General features: G+C 66.0%; 16 protein-coding genes and 1 pseudogene. 11 read left to right on the top strand and 6 right to left on the bottom strand.

All coding sequences use genetic code 11. The annotated features are described in order from the left end of the window. Positions 1-24: 24 nt before the first annotated feature. Both AB0E63_RS31415 and AB0E63_RS31410 read right to left on the bottom strand, forming a co-directional pair. Entirely contained in the window at positions 25-1,218 is a 1,194-nt protein-coding gene (locus AB0E63_RS31415) for an ATP-binding protein (RefSeq protein WP_360374302.1), read from the bottom strand. A 397-nt stretch (positions 1,219-1,615) separates the two neighbouring features. Next, positions 1,616-2,687, bottom strand: a pseudogene (locus AB0E63_RS31410) (IS630 family transposase). A 94-nt stretch (positions 2,688-2,781) separates the two neighbouring features. Here AB0E63_RS31410 and AB0E63_RS31405 point away from each other — a divergent pair. From AB0E63_RS31405 to AB0E63_RS31385, 5 genes are all read left to right on the top strand, one after another. After that, positions 2,782-4,191: an IS1380 family transposase gene (locus tag AB0E63_RS31405; RefSeq protein WP_360374300.1), complete on the top strand. Its 1,410-nt coding sequence runs from the start codon at positions 2,782-2,784 to the stop codon at positions 4,189-4,191. Between the two features lie 631 nt (positions 4,192-4,822). Then, on the top strand, positions 4,823-6,250 hold the full coding sequence (locus tag AB0E63_RS31400; protein ID WP_360374298.1) for a helix-turn-helix domain-containing protein: 1,428 nt from the start codon (positions 4,823-4,825) through the stop codon (positions 6,248-6,250). Between the two features lie 147 nt (positions 6,251-6,397). Next, the gene (locus AB0E63_RS31395) at positions 6,398-6,703 is read left to right on the top strand and encodes a hypothetical protein (RefSeq protein WP_360374296.1); all 306 of its coding nucleotides are present in this window, start codon (positions 6,398-6,400) and stop codon (positions 6,701-6,703) included. Between the two features lie 157 nt (positions 6,704-6,860). Then, complete coding sequence (locus AB0E63_RS31390; protein ID WP_360374294.1) at positions 6,861-7,025, top strand: hypothetical protein; 165 nt, start codon at positions 6,861-6,863, stop codon at positions 7,023-7,025. A gap of 44 nt (positions 7,026-7,069) precedes the next feature. After that, positions 7,070-7,288 carry an ester cyclase gene (locus tag AB0E63_RS31385; RefSeq protein WP_360374292.1) on the top strand — a complete coding sequence of 73 codons (219 nt, stop codon included), beginning with the start codon at positions 7,070-7,072 and terminating at the stop codon, positions 7,286-7,288. 198 nt (positions 7,289-7,486) lie between these two features. On the opposite strand, the gene AB0E63_RS31380 is transcribed toward AB0E63_RS31385, so the two are convergent. After that, positions 7,487-7,990, bottom strand: a complete 504-nt coding sequence (locus AB0E63_RS31380) for a DinB family protein (RefSeq protein ID WP_360374290.1) — start codon at positions 7,988-7,990, stop codon at positions 7,487-7,489. 81 nt (positions 7,991-8,071) lie between these two features. Between AB0E63_RS31380 and AB0E63_RS31375 the strand changes: the two genes are divergently transcribed. Genes AB0E63_RS31375 through AB0E63_RS31365 form a run of 3 tightly spaced genes read left to right on the top strand, consistent with a single transcriptional unit; the run spans position 8,072 to position 9,290 of the window. After that, the gene (locus AB0E63_RS31375; RefSeq protein ID WP_360374288.1) at positions 8,072-8,389 is read left to right on the top strand and encodes a metalloregulator ArsR/SmtB family transcription factor; all 318 of its coding nucleotides are present in this window, start codon (positions 8,072-8,074) and stop codon (positions 8,387-8,389) included. Then, complete coding sequence (locus AB0E63_RS31370; RefSeq protein ID WP_360374286.1) at positions 8,386-8,910, top strand: SRPBCC domain-containing protein; 525 nt, start codon at positions 8,386-8,388, stop codon at positions 8,908-8,910. The genes AB0E63_RS31375 and AB0E63_RS31370 overlap by 4 nt, the downstream gene beginning before the upstream one ends. Continuing rightward, positions 8,910-9,290 carry a VOC family protein gene (locus AB0E63_RS31365; protein ID WP_360374284.1) on the top strand — a complete coding sequence of 127 codons (381 nt, stop codon included), beginning with the start codon at positions 8,910-8,912 and terminating at the stop codon, positions 9,288-9,290. Before AB0E63_RS31370 ends, AB0E63_RS31365 begins: the two co-directional genes overlap by 1 nt. A 221-nt stretch (positions 9,291-9,511) precedes the next feature. Here AB0E63_RS31365 and AB0E63_RS31360 read toward each other — a convergent pair whose 3' ends face one another. The 3 genes from AB0E63_RS31360 to AB0E63_RS31350 all read right to left on the bottom strand — a co-directional run bounded on the left by AB0E63_RS31360 (position 9,512) and on the right by AB0E63_RS31350 (position 11,501). After that, positions 9,512-9,952: a DUF1877 family protein gene (locus tag AB0E63_RS31360; RefSeq protein ID WP_360374282.1), complete on the bottom strand. Its 441-nt coding sequence runs from the start codon at positions 9,950-9,952 to the stop codon at positions 9,512-9,514. A 488-nt stretch (positions 9,953-10,440) separates the two neighbouring features. Beyond that, positions 10,441-10,857 (bottom strand): hypothetical protein, encoded by a 417-nt coding sequence (locus AB0E63_RS31355; protein ID WP_360374280.1) that lies wholly within the window; start codon positions 10,855-10,857, stop codon positions 10,441-10,443. A gap of 218 nt (positions 10,858-11,075) precedes the next feature. Further along, entirely contained in the window at positions 11,076-11,501 is a 426-nt protein-coding gene (locus AB0E63_RS31350; protein ID WP_360374278.1) for a hypothetical protein, read from the bottom strand. Positions 11,502-11,740: 239 nt separating this feature from the next. Here AB0E63_RS31350 and AB0E63_RS31345 point away from each other — a divergent pair, with 239 nt between their 5' ends. From AB0E63_RS31345 to AB0E63_RS31335, 3 genes are all read left to right on the top strand, one after another. After that, complete coding sequence (locus AB0E63_RS31345) at positions 11,741-12,115, top strand: hypothetical protein (protein ID WP_360374276.1); 375 nt, start codon at positions 11,741-11,743, stop codon at positions 12,113-12,115. 431 nt (positions 12,116-12,546) lie between these two features. Next, complete coding sequence (locus tag AB0E63_RS31340; RefSeq protein WP_360374274.1) at positions 12,547-13,767, top strand: IS110 family transposase; 1,221 nt, start codon at positions 12,547-12,549, stop codon at positions 13,765-13,767. A 952-nt stretch (positions 13,768-14,719) separates the two neighbouring features. Beyond that, positions 14,720-15,103: a CPCC family cysteine-rich protein gene (locus tag AB0E63_RS31335; RefSeq protein ID WP_360374272.1), complete on the top strand. Its 384-nt coding sequence runs from the start codon at positions 14,720-14,722 to the stop codon at positions 15,101-15,103. Positions 15,104-15,416 lie beyond the last annotated feature (313 nt).

Below are 15,416 nucleotides of genomic sequence, written 5' to 3'. Positions count from 1 at the left end.
CCTGCCGGCTGTGCTCGGCCCTGATCAAGGCTCGAGTTCCCAGAGCGCGCTGATCGGCATGGCGCGCAGCTTGGGGCCGAACGAGAGCGTGTGTTGGCCTGTGTGCAGGACCACCCCGGCGATGAAGTCGTCGCCGAGTCGCTCTTGGAGATGCCTGAGGCCGCGAAAGTCGTCCGAGCGCGGGGTCGATGATGCTTTGACCTCGATTCCCACCACCTCGCCGCGGCGGTTCTCAAGTACGGCGTCGACCTCGACCTGGTCGCGGGTGCGGTAGTGGTACAGGTCAACGCGCGTGTCGTTCCAGCTCTGCTGCCTGGCGAGTTCCATCAGCACAAAGCCTTCGAGCAGCGGCCCGAACGAGCTCCCCGGTCGCTTGAACTGCGCGTCGGCTCCCAGCAGGTTCGCTGCGATCCCCGAGTCGGTCATGGCGACCTTCGGCGTTCCGGTGACTCGGGTGCTGAGGTTGCGCGACCAGGCCGGGATCTGCTTGATCAAGAAGATCTCCTGCAGCAGGCTCACGTACCGCGCGACCGTATGATTCGCCAGACCCGCCTTGCCCGCCAGCTCATTGATCACCAACTGCCCGCCAGAGCGTGCAGCGATCAACCGGACCAGCTTCTCCATCTCGCCGACCTTCTCGATCTCACCGACCTGGCTGACATCACGCGTGATGAGATTGCTGACATACGAGTCGAAGAACCGTTGCCGTCGGCGCGGCTGATCACGCGCAACCGCCTCAGGAAACCCGCCACGCACCACACGGTCGGCGTAGTCGGCACGCTCGAGACTCGACGAGTGCCGAAGATCAGGCCCATGAGTGAAGATCGCGTCGATGAAACGATCGGGTCGTCCGTCGATCTCACCTTGCGCGAACGGCCACAACTCGATCGTCTCCATCCGCCCCGGAAGCGCATCCGGCAACGTCCGCAGACCCAAGACCCGCGCCGACCCCGTCAGCAGAAACTGACCAGGCACCGGCCGCCCGTCAACCCGCGCCTTGATCGAAAGCAGCAACTCCGGGAGCCGCTGGATCTCATCGATGATCATCGGCTTCGCCCCAGCGACGAACTCCCTAGGATCCTCACGAGCCGCCTCACGAACGTCGGCGTCGTCGAATGTGTACCACTCCGCGTCCACCGCGGCCCCGACCAGACGCACCAGCGTGCTCTTGCCGCTCTGCCTTGCACCATTCACCAGCACAACCCGGGTATCAGCCATCGCCTCATCGACCAGCCCACGCGCATGCCGCGGCAACACTCGCCCCAACGGTGACGCCGCCTCAGCCCGGGATCCCGATCCATCACTCACCCCACGAGTATGCCCCAGACTGCAAATTTGCCGCTAGGCGACTTGCAAATCTGCCGGACAGTTGGCTGCAAATATGCCACGGCACCGGCTGCAGATCTGCCGTCCCCAATCAGCCGGGCCCGCGCCCCGGTCCTCGGACCCATCACGCCACTCTGTGTAGCCAGCAGCGCAAACCAGAATGCGACACGAACTCAAGACAAGCTTTCGGCCTGGAGGGCCGGCCTAGCCCGGCGCTTTCATGCCAGTTGGCTGTGAGGATGTGTCGTTGAACTGAAAGGTGCTCCTGACCAGCGACGATGTGGTTTGTCTAGTGTCGCGTAAAGGATGTTCTTTGACCTGGGGTGGTGTGGTCGAGGATGTCGTCGGCGGTCTTGGTCCAGGTGAAGGGTTGGCAGCGGTCGTTCCAGCCGTCGATGAATCGGCGGATCGCTGTGGTGAGTTCTTTGACGCTGTTGAAGCTGCCGCGGCGGATGGCTTGGCGGGTGATGATCCCGAAGAAGATCTCGACCATGTTCAGCCAGGAGCCGGACGTCGGGGTGAAGTGCAGGGTGATCCGCGGGTTCTTGGCCAGCCAGGCCTGCACGTTGGCGTGTTTGTGGGTGCGGTAGTTGTCGCACACGATGTGCAGCCGGCGGCGGGGGTAGGCCTTGGCGACCTGCTTCAAGAACTTGAGGAACTCGGTGTTGCGGTGCCGCGGGTAGCAGGCATCGACGACCTTGCCGGTGGCGACCTCGAGCGCGGCGAACAGCGTGGTGGTGCCGTGCCGGACGTAGTCATGGGTTTGTTTCTCGGGGATCCCGGGTCGCAGCGGCAGGATCGGCGCGGTCCGGTCCAGCGCCTGGATCTGGGACTTTTCGTCCACTGACAACACGATCGCGTTCTCCGGCGGGTTCAGATACAGACCCACGACGTCGCGGACCTTGGCCTGGAGTTCGGGATCAGTGGAGAACTTGAACGTCTCGACCCGCCATGGCTGCAGGCCCCACTGTTTCCACACCTTCGCCACGGTCACGTGCGACAACCCCAGTTCGACGGCCAGCAGCCGCGACGACCAGTGCGTCACCCCGAGCCGTTCCGGTGGCGGCTCCAGCGTCGCGAGCACGACCTCGACGTCATCGATCTGCTTGTGCCGCCCCGGTTTCGGTCGATCGTCGAGCCCCGCCGAGACCTTCCGCCAGATACCGCTTCTTCCAGCCGATCACCGTCGGCTTGGAGGCCCCGACCCGCTCCACGATGTCCTTCACCGCCACGCCGTCTGCCGCCAGCAACACGATCCGCGCACGCTGCGCCAGCCCCGCCCGCAGCGACGGCGAACGCAGCCACGACTCCAACACCTCACGATCGCCCGGCGACACGTCCACCACCACAGTCAACGCCACGAACGAATGATTCCGAAGAACCGAACCAGAGTAAAGCTACTTCGCTAACGCGACACTAGGACCATGTCGTGCGGGATCGAGGAGCACCTTCCAGGTGAAGACTACCGGGTTCTACCCGTGTGTTCGGGTTGATGCGGCGGGTTCGGGTGTGGTGTCGCGGGCTGGTGGTCTGCTGCTCACGGACGCGGTCCGGACCAGCGGGCTGGGCGCTGAGTTGTCGCGGGCGTTGGCGCCGTGGCGCAAGCCGTTGGCCAGGCACGACCCGGCCAAGATCGTGTGCGATCTGGCGGTTGCTCTCGCGTTGGGTGGGGACTGCCTTGCCGACGTCGCGGTGCTGCGCGGCGAGCCGGCAGTGTTCGGCCCGGTGGCCTCGGATCCGACGGTGTCGCGCACGATCGACGTGTTGGCCGCTGATGCTGAGCGGGTGTTGAAGGCGATCGGCACCGCCCGCGCCGCGGCGCGGGCGAGGGTGTGGGCGCTGGCCGGCGAGCATGCCCCGGACGCCGGGATCGACGCGGACAGCCCGATCGTGATTGATACCGACGCGACGTTGCTGACCGCCCACTCTGACAAGCAAGGTGCTGCGCCGACGTTCAAGCGGGGCTACGGATTCCATCCCTTGTGGGCGTTCGTCGACCACGGCGCTGACGGGACCGGTGAACCGCTGACGGTGATGCTGCGGCCTGGGAACGCCGGGTCGAACACTGCTGCCGATCACATCGCCGTGGTCCGCGACGCGCTCAAGCAGTTGCCGTCGTACCGGCCGGGAACCCGGCCCGGGCGCCGGGTACTGATCCGCGCCGACTCGGCCGGCTGCACCCACGACTTCCTCGACTGGGTGGCCTCACAGCGCATGTCGTACTCGGTCGGGTTCACCCTGCCCGACGACTTCGCCGACAAGCTCACGCTGATCCCCGACCACGTGTGGACCCCGGCCTACGACGCCGCCGGCGAGGTCCGCGACGGGGCCTGGGTCGCCGAGGTCACCGGGCTGCTCAACCTGGCGAAGTGGCCGAAGGGGATGCGGGTGATCATGCGCAAGGAACGCCCGCACCCCGGCGCGCAACTGCGCATCACCGACGTCGACGGACACCGCATCACCGCGTTCGCCACCAACACCACCCGCGGACAGCTGGCAGACCTCGAACTGCGGCACCGCCGCCGCGCCCGCGCCGAAGACCGGATCCGCTGCGCGAAGGACACCGGACTCACCAACCTGCCGCTGCACGAGTTCACCCAAAACCAGATCTGGTGCGCCATCGTCTCGCTGGCCTGCGAGCTGACCGCCTGGATGCAGATGCTCGCCTTCACCGACGCCTCCGGCAACCACCACGAAGCCCGCCGGTGGGAACCCAAACGCCTACGGCTGCGACTGTTCTCGACCGCCGCGAGGATCGCCCGCACCTGCCGCCGCATCATCGTGCACCTACCACGCGCCGGCGCCTGGACCGACCTCCTACTGACCGCGATCACCCACCTACGCCAGCTCGCCGGCCCCGGTTGAGCACCCGCCACCCCCTGCCCACCAACGACCAAGGGACCCCAACCGGCCGGAACCGGCGTCCACCGAGACGACACCCGGCAAACCGTCACACCCAACTGCAAGAATCAGACCAAGGCGGGACTCCAACACCCGCGCAGCCGAACTCATCAGGCCGATGAAAGATCCGGGCTAGTAGTCCCGGCATCGCGCCACTCACCTCTTTACGCACCTCAATCAGCGCGAGAGGATGATGATCGATGAGAATCGATGCGAACCGGACCACCGGCGAATCCCTTACCAGTAAGAGCTTTCGCACACCATCGACAAGTCGTGATCATTCTCCGGTGGTAATCAGCGGGTTCGGGGTTCGAGTCCCTGGCGGCGCACAAAAGCCCAGGTCACGAGAGTGTCCTGGGCTTTCGTCATGTCTGGTGCGCACCACTTACGCACCACTTTCCCGAATCTCCGCGCCGAACTGATCCGTCCGCGCTCACCGCACCTCCTCCTTCCGAGACCCCGGACGACCTGGTTGACCTTCACCTGATCGTGACTATGCGTCACATCCCATCGGTTCGCATCGTTGCCGACTTCTCGGATTCGGCGCCTCGCCCAGCGTTGAGCAGCCAACCACTACCCCGGTTGGAGGCGTGAGATGCCGAGAGCACCACTGCCCATTGGCACCTGGGGCGCGATCTCGACCTGGGTCGTGCAGACCGACGACAAGGGCCAGGCCGTCAAGCACAAGTCGCAGGCCAGATTCCGCGATCACGACGGCCGACTGCGTCCGGTGTCCGCGTACGGGACGACCAAGACGGCAGCCGAGCGCGCCCTCCTCAAGAAGCTCCAGGACCGGGCCAAGACCAACCAGTCCGGCGAGCTCACCGCGATGCACAAGATCAACCACCTCCTCGACCTCTGGGAGAAGAGGTTCGAGGGGCTGGTCGCCGACGGGAAACGCTCCCCGACCTCCCTGGTCACCTACCGGCGCGCCCTCAAGAACTACATCCGCCCCGCCGTCGGAGAACTCCGCATCGGCGAGGCCAGCACCCCGCGTATCGACACTGTCCTCTCCAAGATCAAGACCAACGCAGGCGCCCCGACCGCCAAGACCTGCCGCGCCATCATCTCCGGCGCCATGAAACTCGCCGTCCGCTACGGCGCCACCTCCGTCAACCCGGTCCGCGAGGTCGACGCCATCGAGGCAAAACCCAAGAACCCACCCCGCTCCCTGACCACCGAGGAAGTCACCCTCCTCCGCAAGAGCCTCGCCGCCGACGACCGCGCCGTCCAAGCCGATCTGCCAGACCTCGTCACCTTCATGCTCGGCACCGGCGTCCGCATCGGCGAAGCCCTCGCCACCGTTTGGTCCGAGGTCAACCTCGAAGCCGGGACCGTCGAGATCACCTACACCATCGCCCGCATCCCGGGCGAACTCCTCCGCAAGACCACCAAGTCAAGAGCCGGCGAGCGCGTCCTCAGCCTGCCCCGCTGGGCCGTCGCCATGCTCCGCACCAGGCACGCCGCCGGCATCCGCCTCGACGACCCGATCTTCGCCGACGCGCTCGGCGGCTTCCGCGATCCCTCCAACACCCGCCGCTCGCTCCGCACCGCCCTGTCCCCCGTCGGCAGCACCGCACGCCGCAACCTCGGCCAATCGCTGCAGACTCTCCGACGCAAGGTCTGCCTGACCCGCAAACAGGTCGCCGAAGCCCTCGGCTGGCCCCAGACCAAGATCGAACTCATCGAAACCGGCCGAATCAAGGTCGACCAGCAGCTCGTCGCCGACCTCGTCAAGACCTACAACATCAACCTGGAGGACTCTCCCACCCTCCAGGCCGAGATCGAGGCAGCTGCCCAACCAGCCGAGTCCGACAAGCTCGCCTGGATCCGCTCCCACGCCCTCCGCAAAACCACCGCGACCGCCCTCGATGAGGCGGGCCACACCGCCCGCCAGATCGCAGACCAACTCGGCCAGGCCAAGGTCTCCATCACCCAAGACGTCTACCTCGGCCGCCGCGCCGCCAACCCCGCCGCCGCCGAAGCCCTTGAACAAGCGTTCGACGACCCCGACTTACTCTGAACTGCGGCTGCATCCGAGGCCAGCGCTCTCCGACTTTGGCGATCCGGAGTTCGCTCTACAAGGCTTTATGCCAGGCAGGTGGATTCATGTGGCAACCTGATCAGGTGACGGACGCTGCGAGACTTCAACTCTTTGACGATCGGCGTCGTGCGAGGCGTAGGGGGGCGGCTGCCCGGTGCGGGTGTCCCGGTCGCGCTGCGGCAGAACACGCATGCTGCCGCAGGCAATGCCGGATTCGATCCGGTGAGCTTCGCGATTGCCGACCGCGCGGCAGCCGAGTCGTGGACTGCGCATTTCGACGCGCTCGGCGTACGACATTCGGGGATCAGGAGGGCCACACGCGGCTGGGTAGTCGACGTCTACGACCCGGACGGGTTGGCTGTTCGCCTATACAGCACAGGTGACGACGCCGAGGACCACACCAACCAGCCGGGCTACGCCCGCACCGTGTAGCGGGCCGAACGATGGTGAGGAGGCCTGGTGCCGCCACGGCGTCTCGGGCAAGCTCGGCACTGCGTCGAGCGACCGGTCATCGGCATGTCGGTTCGCGCTGTCAGCGGCATGAGGGACGCCCTGCCGTCGCACGCACGGTCGCCGATACGGTGGGCGGGTGAGCGATCCGAAGCGGAACAAGATCGTTGTCGAGCGGTTCATGGAATTGGTCGACCATGGCGGGGACCTCAGCGAACTGGACACGCTCTGTGCGCCCGACTTCGTCAACCACGCGATGGCGCCGGGGCGACCCAACGGAGTCAGCGCACACGCGAATTCCTGAGCTCGCCGGGCCGCCAGGCGCACGCCGGCCGCTGGATCGAGCGTGTGGTGGTAGCCGAAGGCGATTACGTCGTCGAGTTTGGAGTGCGGGCGGGTAACTGGCCCAGTGGCCCGTTCCGTGGGATCGACGTTCCTGGAGGGCCGTACGAGCGTGGGGCGGCCTTCATGTACCGGATCCTCGACGGTCGGCTGGCCGAGCGGTGGGCGATTCGCGACGACCTCGGGCTGATGCTGCAGCTCGGGGCGATTACCTCGACGGGCTAGCCACCTGCCCGAGTATCAGCCTTGTCCGCCAACCGGGTATCCCAGCAGGGGCTCTCTCATCAGCAGTTCCGAGCTTTCACTGACGGCGGCAGATCCGGTTGGCCGTCACAGTGGTCGCCACGTCGGACATGGGGGATCGCATTGGCGCAACCAGGGTTCGGCCGCACGGGAGTCGAAGCATGGAGCCAGGGCTACTGGTCAGGTGTTCACCAGCCACTGTTGCCCGTCGATGAGTTCGCGAACCGCGTCGAGGTGTCCGGCGTGACAGGCGGTCTCAGTGATCACATGGAGCAGGACATCCCGAACATTGTGCAGGCGCCACTCACGCTCGGGAAAGGGCCACCAGACCAGGTCGGCATCTGGGGATGAGACGGCGATGACGGCATCCGCCAGGGACGCCTCGCGGCTGTAGTGGTCGAGGACGTCGGCGGCCGGCAGCCCGGGATCCACCTGCCATGCGCTGGGTTGGCTACACACCTGGTCGATGACCTCCGGGTCCCCAGCCACAACAGCACGGAAGTATAAACGCTCGACCGACAGTGTGAGGTGCTGCACCATCCCCAGGCAGCTCCACCCAGAGGGCAGCACGGGGCGCCGCAGCGCCTCATCGCTCAGCCCTTCCACGGCACCCAGCACGTGGTTTCGCTGCCTCTGGAGGTACTGCATCAACGCGGTGATCTCGGCGTCGACTGCCACCGTCATTTCCAACCTCCCGAACACGACACTTCTTCACAGGCCGAATGTAACCTTGCGGGTACGTACCCACATGGTTACATTAGCGCCATGGACGCCGTTTTGCACGCGCTGGCAGACGAGAGCCGGCGCACGGTTCTCGAGATCCTGCGAGACCACCCGGCGAGTGCAGGAGAGCTGGCCGAGGCTCTCCCGATCGCTCGCCCGGGCGTGTCCCGGCATCTGCGCGTGCTGCGGGAAGCCGGGCTGGTCGACGTACACCAGGACGCGCAGCGCCGGATCTACTCACTCCGCCCGGAGGCGCTCGTCGAGGTCGACGAGTGGCTGGGAGAGTACCGCCGGCTCTGGGAGAACCGGTTTGACGCCCTCCATACCGAGATCGCACGAGGAAAGAAGGCACGACGATGAGCACGATCGCGACAATGCGAGTACTCGACGAGACCCGCGGAGCAGTCCGGGTCGAGGACCTTTACCACACGGACATCGACGACCTCTGGCAGGCGTGTACGACGCCTGAGCGGCTGGCCCGCTGGCTCGCCCGGGTCGACGGCGACCTGCGGGTCGGCGGCACGGTCCAGGTCGTCTTCACGAGCAGCTGGACCGGTCCGGCGCGCGTCGAGGTGTGCGATGCGCCCCACCACCTGCTGCTGACGACGGAGCCGGGTACGGACGACGAGGGGCAGATCGAGGCGTGGCTGACCGAGGAGGGCTCCAAGTCCCGGCTGGTGGTCGAGGAGCGCGGCCTGCCGATGATGCATCTCCCGTTCCACGCCTCTGGTTGGCGGGTCCACCTCGAGGATCTCGGTCGGTCGCTGGAGGTCGACGGCCCGGTCCATCCGGAGGGCTGGGGCTCCGATGCCGGGGCGCCCGGCTGGAAGGCGCGCTGGGAAGAGCTCACGCCCACCTACCAGCAGATGGAGATCGGCTGATGTCGGACCTGATCAGGCTCAGCCTGACGACGGTCAACGCGCCTGACGCGATCGCGCTCGCGCGGTTCTATGCCGAGATCACCGGGGGGGTCGCGAAGGGCGACGAGCACTGGGCGCTCGCAGAAGGGCCGAGCGGCGACATCGGATTCCAGCAGATCGACGACTACCGGCCCCCCACCTGGCCGGACGGCGAGGTGGGGATGCAGATGCACCTCGAGTTCCTCGTCGATGACCTGGAGGCGACCGGAGCTCGTGTGCTGGCGGCCGGCGCTACCCGGTTCGAGCATCAGCCCAACGCGGACCACTGCTTCGTGTACGCCGACCCGGCCGGGCACCCGTTCTGCCTGTCCATGTGGGGGGCCCCGAGAGTCGGCGACTGACTCAGCTCGTTCGGGCATCTGTTGTTCAGGCGCGACCGCTCGACGAGTTCTTGGCGCGCTCAAACCCAAGCGTCTGGAGCGTCGCGGAGGTGATCGTCGCAGCCGAACAGTGAGTGCAGCAAAACACACTCATCTCGGCATGAGCGCGCTTCACTCTCAGCGGCTATGTCCGGACGTTCACCAACCCTCGTCGGTCGCGGACGTGCAGACGTCCGCGAGTGCTAAGCCGTGAAGATGACGTGGCGCTTGCTCGCGGCCGCCTGCCGCCAGAATTCACTGAGATCAGTGAAGTTGTCCCACGTGTAGTCGAAGTCTTCGTCTCCGAATGCGTCGTAGTCCGCGGCGTTGATGCGCTCGTAGCCCGCGCGTAGCGACTGCTGCGTGACGGCCATCAGCGCGGCAGCGACAGTGGGGACTTGGTCTTTGTCGACCAAGACGACCAGCTCGTCCTCGCCGCTGGTCAGCAGCCTGCCACCGAGGACGGCGAGGTTGAGTGGACTGGAGCCGTTGTCGAAGGCAAGGCGGCCGTCGGTGAGGCTTCGGTGGATGGCGTCCCACGCTTTGTCGGTCGCTACGTTGTAGTTATCGTCGCGCTCTTCGATGTCTTCGTGGACATACTCAGAGATCGCCTCGTCGCCGTGCTCTCCAGAAGGGTCCGGCAATCTTCATCTGTGATCGCAAAGTGCATTCCCAGGCTCATACGTGCCTTCCCCTGTCCCGCCTTCCCGATGCGGACATCTTGCCCGCTTGAGCTTGCCTGTCAATGTGGCCAGGCACGTGCGTCAGCATGAGCGTGCCTCACTATCTGCTGCAAATCAGTGCGTTTCCTGGTGTTGCCTGAGGCTCAGTGCAGCGGTCTACCCGGGTTGGGCTACGAGCATCCCGTGAACCGCTGTTCGGCGCGCTGTGTGCTGCTTAGGGCGTGATGGTGATCCCCAGGGGCGGCGATATCGTGACGCCGGTGTGGGTCGCTAGCGGGATGATCAGCCCCCATTGTCCTGGCGGGACTGCGTAGCCCAGGTCGGGAACCACCGACGCTGTCCCGATCCAGGCGGGTACGGGGCTGCTTTGGTGAGGGTCGATCGTGAACCCCACCAGCGGCAAGGGTTGGGGCCAACGTCGAGACCGACGATGTTGCCGGAGCTGTCGGTCACGCCGAGTGGAGCATGCCGTTGGTGGACAGGACCTGCCGTTCGCCGGTCAGGTTCGTGATCAGCACGTTCCTGCGGGTGTCGCGGCCGGTCCGGATCGACAACGCAGCTAGGGGTTCTACGTCGAGCGCGGCGGGTTCAGCGGGTGCTTCGCTTAGCTGGTGCCAGCGCTCGTACCAGCGCGTCTTAAACCACAGGTGCCTGGTCGGGAAGGTCATCACTCCGACGCGGAGGTCCAGGAGGCTGCCGTGCTTTGCGTGCAGCGTGGCCGCGATGTCGGTTGCCCAGGCGGCCGCCTGGATGCGGATGGGCTGCCTACGCTGCTCGCTGTCCGGGTCGGGAAATACGACAAGCGCATCCGGCGATTCCTCGAGCAACCGGCGCAGGTCCACACGCAGACTCTCCCAGCCAGCCATAGTCTGACGGTATCGGAACCGCGCACCCTGCCGGCCGCAGGCTGACGACGATCGAGTCCGCTCAGCAAACTTCTTGAACTCGGCAGTTCCGGATTTCACCATCGGCGGCAAATCCGGACGTTGTTGGTCAGGAGGTCGGCGAGCAGGCGCCAGGACGGCGGTTCCTGGCTGTCGGTTCGCCTGGCACGGAAAGCGTCCTGATGCTGGGCGGCGAGAACTCAAGGACCACTGAACCGCCCGGACGCGACGAATACTTCCTTGTGACCTGTGCACGAGACGACATTGGCCCGGGCGGCGTCCATGGAACCTCCCTCGACCCACACTTCGTCGCCCAGCCTGCCAGCCGATTGCCCGGCGGCGTCGATCAGGGCGATACCGCCGTCCCGGATCGCGACACTCCAGCCGAGCGGCCAGGCGACGTCGACCAACATGTCCCCGACCAATGTGTTCCTCATGCGGACAACCAAGCAGTTCGTCGAAGGATCGATCTCCAAGTTCCCCATCAGCTGCGCCTGCATCGCGAAGTCCAGAGCGCGACGCTGAAGCGTCAAACCGGGGACTACAAGATCGCTGGCGCGGTCTGCATCGCCCGGAGCCGAATCATCTCGCGGAGTGCCTGAGTCGTCGACCATCACGACCACCACAAGCCTGGAATACCGGCTAGCATCTGACGTTGGTACATGACGACTCTTTCCTGCAAGGCGTTTTTCGCCCTCTTGGTTGTGTCGAGTGGGGTCCGCTTGAAGCTCGTTGTTACGCGTGATTCGCTCCCAAATCGTCCCATGGCGGCAGGCGATCGGATGGCCGGCCAAGGCCTGACCTCGCGATTCGATCTTGGCGGCATGTCGGGATTGCACGTACTGTCCGCGCTGTGCCTCAGAGGATGCTGGTTCTAATCGTCGGTCTGATCGGTGCGCTTGTGCTTGGGGCGATGGCCGTCGTTCTTGACGGTCCTGCCTACCTTGCGTTCGGCGCTACGGCGGCGTTCATCGCGATTGGAACTGCCATGCCGTTCCGGCGGTTGGCGAGCTACCGCGCAACACGGCAGCCCAAGGGAACCGAGGTGGTGCCCCGGGCCGCCGCTAGCTTCACGACTCTGGGCGTCGTCCTGTCGCTGTTCTCCACTCAGGCGATCGAAGCCAACGATTCGGTGATCCGAGCCATAGGATGGTTTGCCGTTGTGCTCGTCTCAGCCGCAGGTGTCATCGTCGTAGCGGGCCTTCGTTGTAACGAGAAGCTGAACGCGACTAAGGTTTAGTAGCGCTTGACGGTTACGTGTCAAGCGCACGGGCAGTCCTCCCGCATCGCTCCGATAGCTGACGACCTTAGGTTCGGTGCGGCGCGGGTCAAGGGTCGGAGATCCCGAAGGGACGCCGTGGGCGCTCTAATGGGTCTGTGTAGGCGCGGCTCGCGCCGCCGGTGTGGTGATCACTTTGGCGCCCGGAGGCTTGGATCTCTTCGTTAAGAGGGTGGCCCCTGCCGGTGGCGGGCGCAGACTGCTGCTTGAGCCGCCGGCGGGATGACCACTCAAGCGCTCAGAAACACTTGGATTTCTTCGTCAAGACGGTGGCCCCGCCGGTCGCTGGAGACCGCAGACGGCTGGTGGGGTGTCGCGCCGTGAGCGCTGTCCATTAGGGCGCCGCGTGGCCTCCGCGGCTCATTCGTGTGGCGAGCAGGGAAGGGAGGGAGATGTCGATGGTGGTCTTCTGCGGGATCGATTGGGCCGAGCATCACCACGATGCGGCGATGGTGGATGCCGACGGCGAGGTGTTGGTCAAACGTCGCATCACCGATGACATCGCCGGGTTCACCCAGCTCACCGAGCTGTTGTGTGCCCATGCGGGACAGCCGGCCGAGGTCAGCATCGCACTCGAGACCGACCGTGGACTGTTGGTGGCGGCGTTGCGGGCCGCGGGTTATCGGGTGTTCGCGATCAACCCCAAGGCGGTGGACCGGTACCGGGATCGCTACGCGGTCTCGGGTGCGAAGTCGGATGCGGCGGACGCGCTGGTGCTGGCGAACCTGCTGCGCACCGATGCGGCGCGGCATCGTGAGTTGCCGGATGATTCGGCACAGGTGGAGGCGATCGCGGTAGTGGCCCGCGCGCACCAGGACGCGGTGCGTACCCGGTTACGTGACACTGGCCGGCTGCGGTCGTTGCTGCGCGAGTTCTTCCCGGCCGCGCTGACCGCGTTCCCGAACCTGGCGACCAGGACGGCGTTGCAGATCCTGGCGGTCGCGCCGACCCCGAGCCAGGCGCAAGCCCTCGATCGCGACCAGATCCGCGCCCTGCTAGGGGCGGCGGGACGGATCTGTCTACGGGCCAGCGAGGTGGAGCGGCTGCACCAGATCTTCGCCGCCGAGCAGCTGCATCAGCCGCCCGAGGTGGAGGAGGCGATGGGTGTCGCGGTGCGGGCGATCGTCACCACGTTGATGGGCATCGACGCCGCCATCGCCGAACTCGAGGCCGCGCTGGCAGCCCGTTTTGACAACCACCCGGACGCCGAGATCCTGCGTAGTCTGCCCGGACTCGGTGTGGTCCTCGGCGGCCGGGTGCTGGGCGAGTTCGGAGACGATCCGACCCGCTTCCTCGATCCTGCCAGCCGACGCCGCTATGCCGGAACCGCCCCGGTCACCCGAGCGTCGGGCAAGTCCCGAGTCGTGCTGCTGCGCCGGGCCCGCAACCAGCGGCTGGCCGACGCCTGCCGCTGGTGGGCGTTCAACGCGATGCAGCACTCTCCGGGCGCCATGGCCTACTACCGTCGCCGCCGCGCCGCCGGCGACACCCACGAGGCAGCGCTTCGGCGACTGGGCAGCACGCTCGTCGGGCAACTCCACCACTGCCTCGAACACCGCGAGCCCTACCGAGAAGACATCGCCTGGCCCGCCAGCCTTCCAACCGCGGCCTGAACCGGACGGCCCGAACAGCCGCTGAACCACGGGTCACAGCGGCTGCGTCTAGGGCTGCCGCCAGGCAGACGCGCAGCGTCGCGAAGCGCCCTTGACCCATCCGCGAAGACCCGCACAATCACACGGCCGGGCCGGACGGTGGGCAACACAAACACCCACCACCACTTGCCATCCGCGCCCGTGGGGTGTCTTGACGCGTGCCGGGCCGTCCCCTCCATGATTGCTGGCGGGGCGATGCGGGACCCACGGTCAGGCGGGTGGTGTGAGCAACCCGGGTGAGCTGAGTTGCCGGCCGTTCCGGCGAGTGGTGCAACGGCACGGTGTCGAGCGTTGATGGCGAGTGTGCTGTCTTGGACCCGGCACCTTGTTGGCACATGCGCGCCAAGCCATGAGACGCGCCCAGAACGCGCACGGATCGCGGCAGATCCGTACGTTCGCCTGCCCGATGCTGGCACGATGCCTTTGTGGATGTGGATTGGCCCGACCGACGCAGCGACGTTCTCAACGCATTGGACCTGTTCGCCTCAGAGCCGCCGACCCTCGACAACGAGGGCCGGGACCCTCGGTGGCCTGACTTGACGAACGCGGTCCACTGGCTGGTCGATGACACCTTTTGGGATGTCCAAGACCCGGTGAAATCGATTGGAACCATCCTCCGCGACGAACGAGAAGCCAGCGCTATTCGAAGGGTGGTCGCCGCCGTCGTGGCTGTGTCGGACAGGCAGGGCGCCAGCTCGACCGACGCTCGATGGTTCGCTGACGAGGGTTGGGCAGAGGTTCGAGCCGCAGCGACTGACGCTAGCGCTCTACTCCGCCCGTAGCGCAAGGGCATGCGCGCTCAACGGCATGACAGCGCGCCTCGCGGCTGATCCGGAAGGTTCCCAGATCGACATCTCGCCACCGGCGCCGGCACGCCACGGCGGACCCACACGGCGCCCCTATCCTGGCGAGCGTGACTGTCAAGTACCCCTGTGTCTGTTGCGGACGTCTGACCTTGGACGAGCCTCCAGGCTCGCATCTGATCTGTCCGGTGTGCTTCTGGGAAGACGACGCGGTCCAACTTCGGTGGCCGGACTGGGGCGGCGGCGCCAACAAACCGTCCTTGATCGAAGCCCAGGGCAACTTCCAGCGGCGTGGCGCCGTCGATGAATTGTCGGTCCAACACGTTCGCGCAGCCAAGGATGATGAGTCCACCGATCCGAACTGGCGTCCCATCAATCCTCGCCAGGACACGTTTGAACCCCGCGGCGTCCAGCTGGCCGAATGGCCCGACGATCGCACGGTTCTGTACTGGTGGCGTTATCGCGACCCCGGCGCCTGGATTCGACAATGTTGAGCCTGTAGCCGAGCCGATGGCCCCGGCTGCCACACCCTAGTCGCCAGCCGGCCCTCGCTTGGCCACGATCTTGCAGGGTGATTGCATCCGGCCTTCTCGGGACCAACGGGCCGAACCGTCACGGCTAACGATCGGCACGAAACGCACTCAATTCGGCAGTTGAGCGCACTGTCGGCGGCATATGAGTGCACCGCTCAGCGACATGTCCCAATAGCCGAAAGTGGGAACCCCGACACCTCCCGCCGAGGAGTGAGTTCCCCGGACCCGGCCCGGCTCGAACGGGCAGCCACCCTCACCTGCGGCGGGCAGGACG

The organism is Kribbella sp. NPDC026596, assembly GCF_040638415.1.
In the GTDB taxonomy this organism is placed as follows: domain Bacteria; phylum Actinomycetota; class Actinomycetes; order Propionibacteriales; family Kribbellaceae; genus Kribbella.
This window is presented reverse-complemented; position numbering and strand designations above follow the sequence as displayed.

Coding starts and splice junctions, on each gene's coding strand:
- AB0E63_RS31415 (WP_360374302.1), bottom strand. CDS start 1,218: ATGGCTGATACCCGGGTTGTGCTGGTGAATGGTGCAAGGCAGAGCGGC.
- AB0E63_RS31400 (WP_360374298.1), top strand. CDS start 4,823: ATGCCGAGAGCACCACTGCCCATTGGCACCTGGGGCGCGATCTCGACC.
- AB0E63_RS31380 (WP_360374290.1), bottom strand. CDS start 7,990: ATGACGGTGGCAGTCGACGCCGAGATCACCGCGTTGATGCAGTACCTC.
- AB0E63_RS31375 (WP_360374288.1), top strand. CDS start 8,072: ATGGACGCCGTTTTGCACGCGCTGGCAGACGAGAGCCGGCGCACGGTT.
- AB0E63_RS31370 (WP_360374286.1), top strand. CDS start 8,386: ATGAGCACGATCGCGACAATGCGAGTACTCGACGAGACCCGCGGAGCA.
- AB0E63_RS31365 (WP_360374284.1), top strand. CDS start 8,910: ATGTCGGACCTGATCAGGCTCAGCCTGACGACGGTCAACGCGCCTGAC.
- AB0E63_RS31355 (WP_360374280.1), bottom strand. CDS start 10,857: ATGGCTGGCTGGGAGAGTCTGCGTGTGGACCTGCGCCGGTTGCTCGAG.
- AB0E63_RS31345 (WP_360374276.1), top strand. CDS start 11,741: ATGCTGGTTCTAATCGTCGGTCTGATCGGTGCGCTTGTGCTTGGGGCG.
- AB0E63_RS31340 (WP_360374274.1), top strand. CDS start 12,547: ATGTCGATGGTGGTCTTCTGCGGGATCGATTGGGCCGAGCATCACCAC.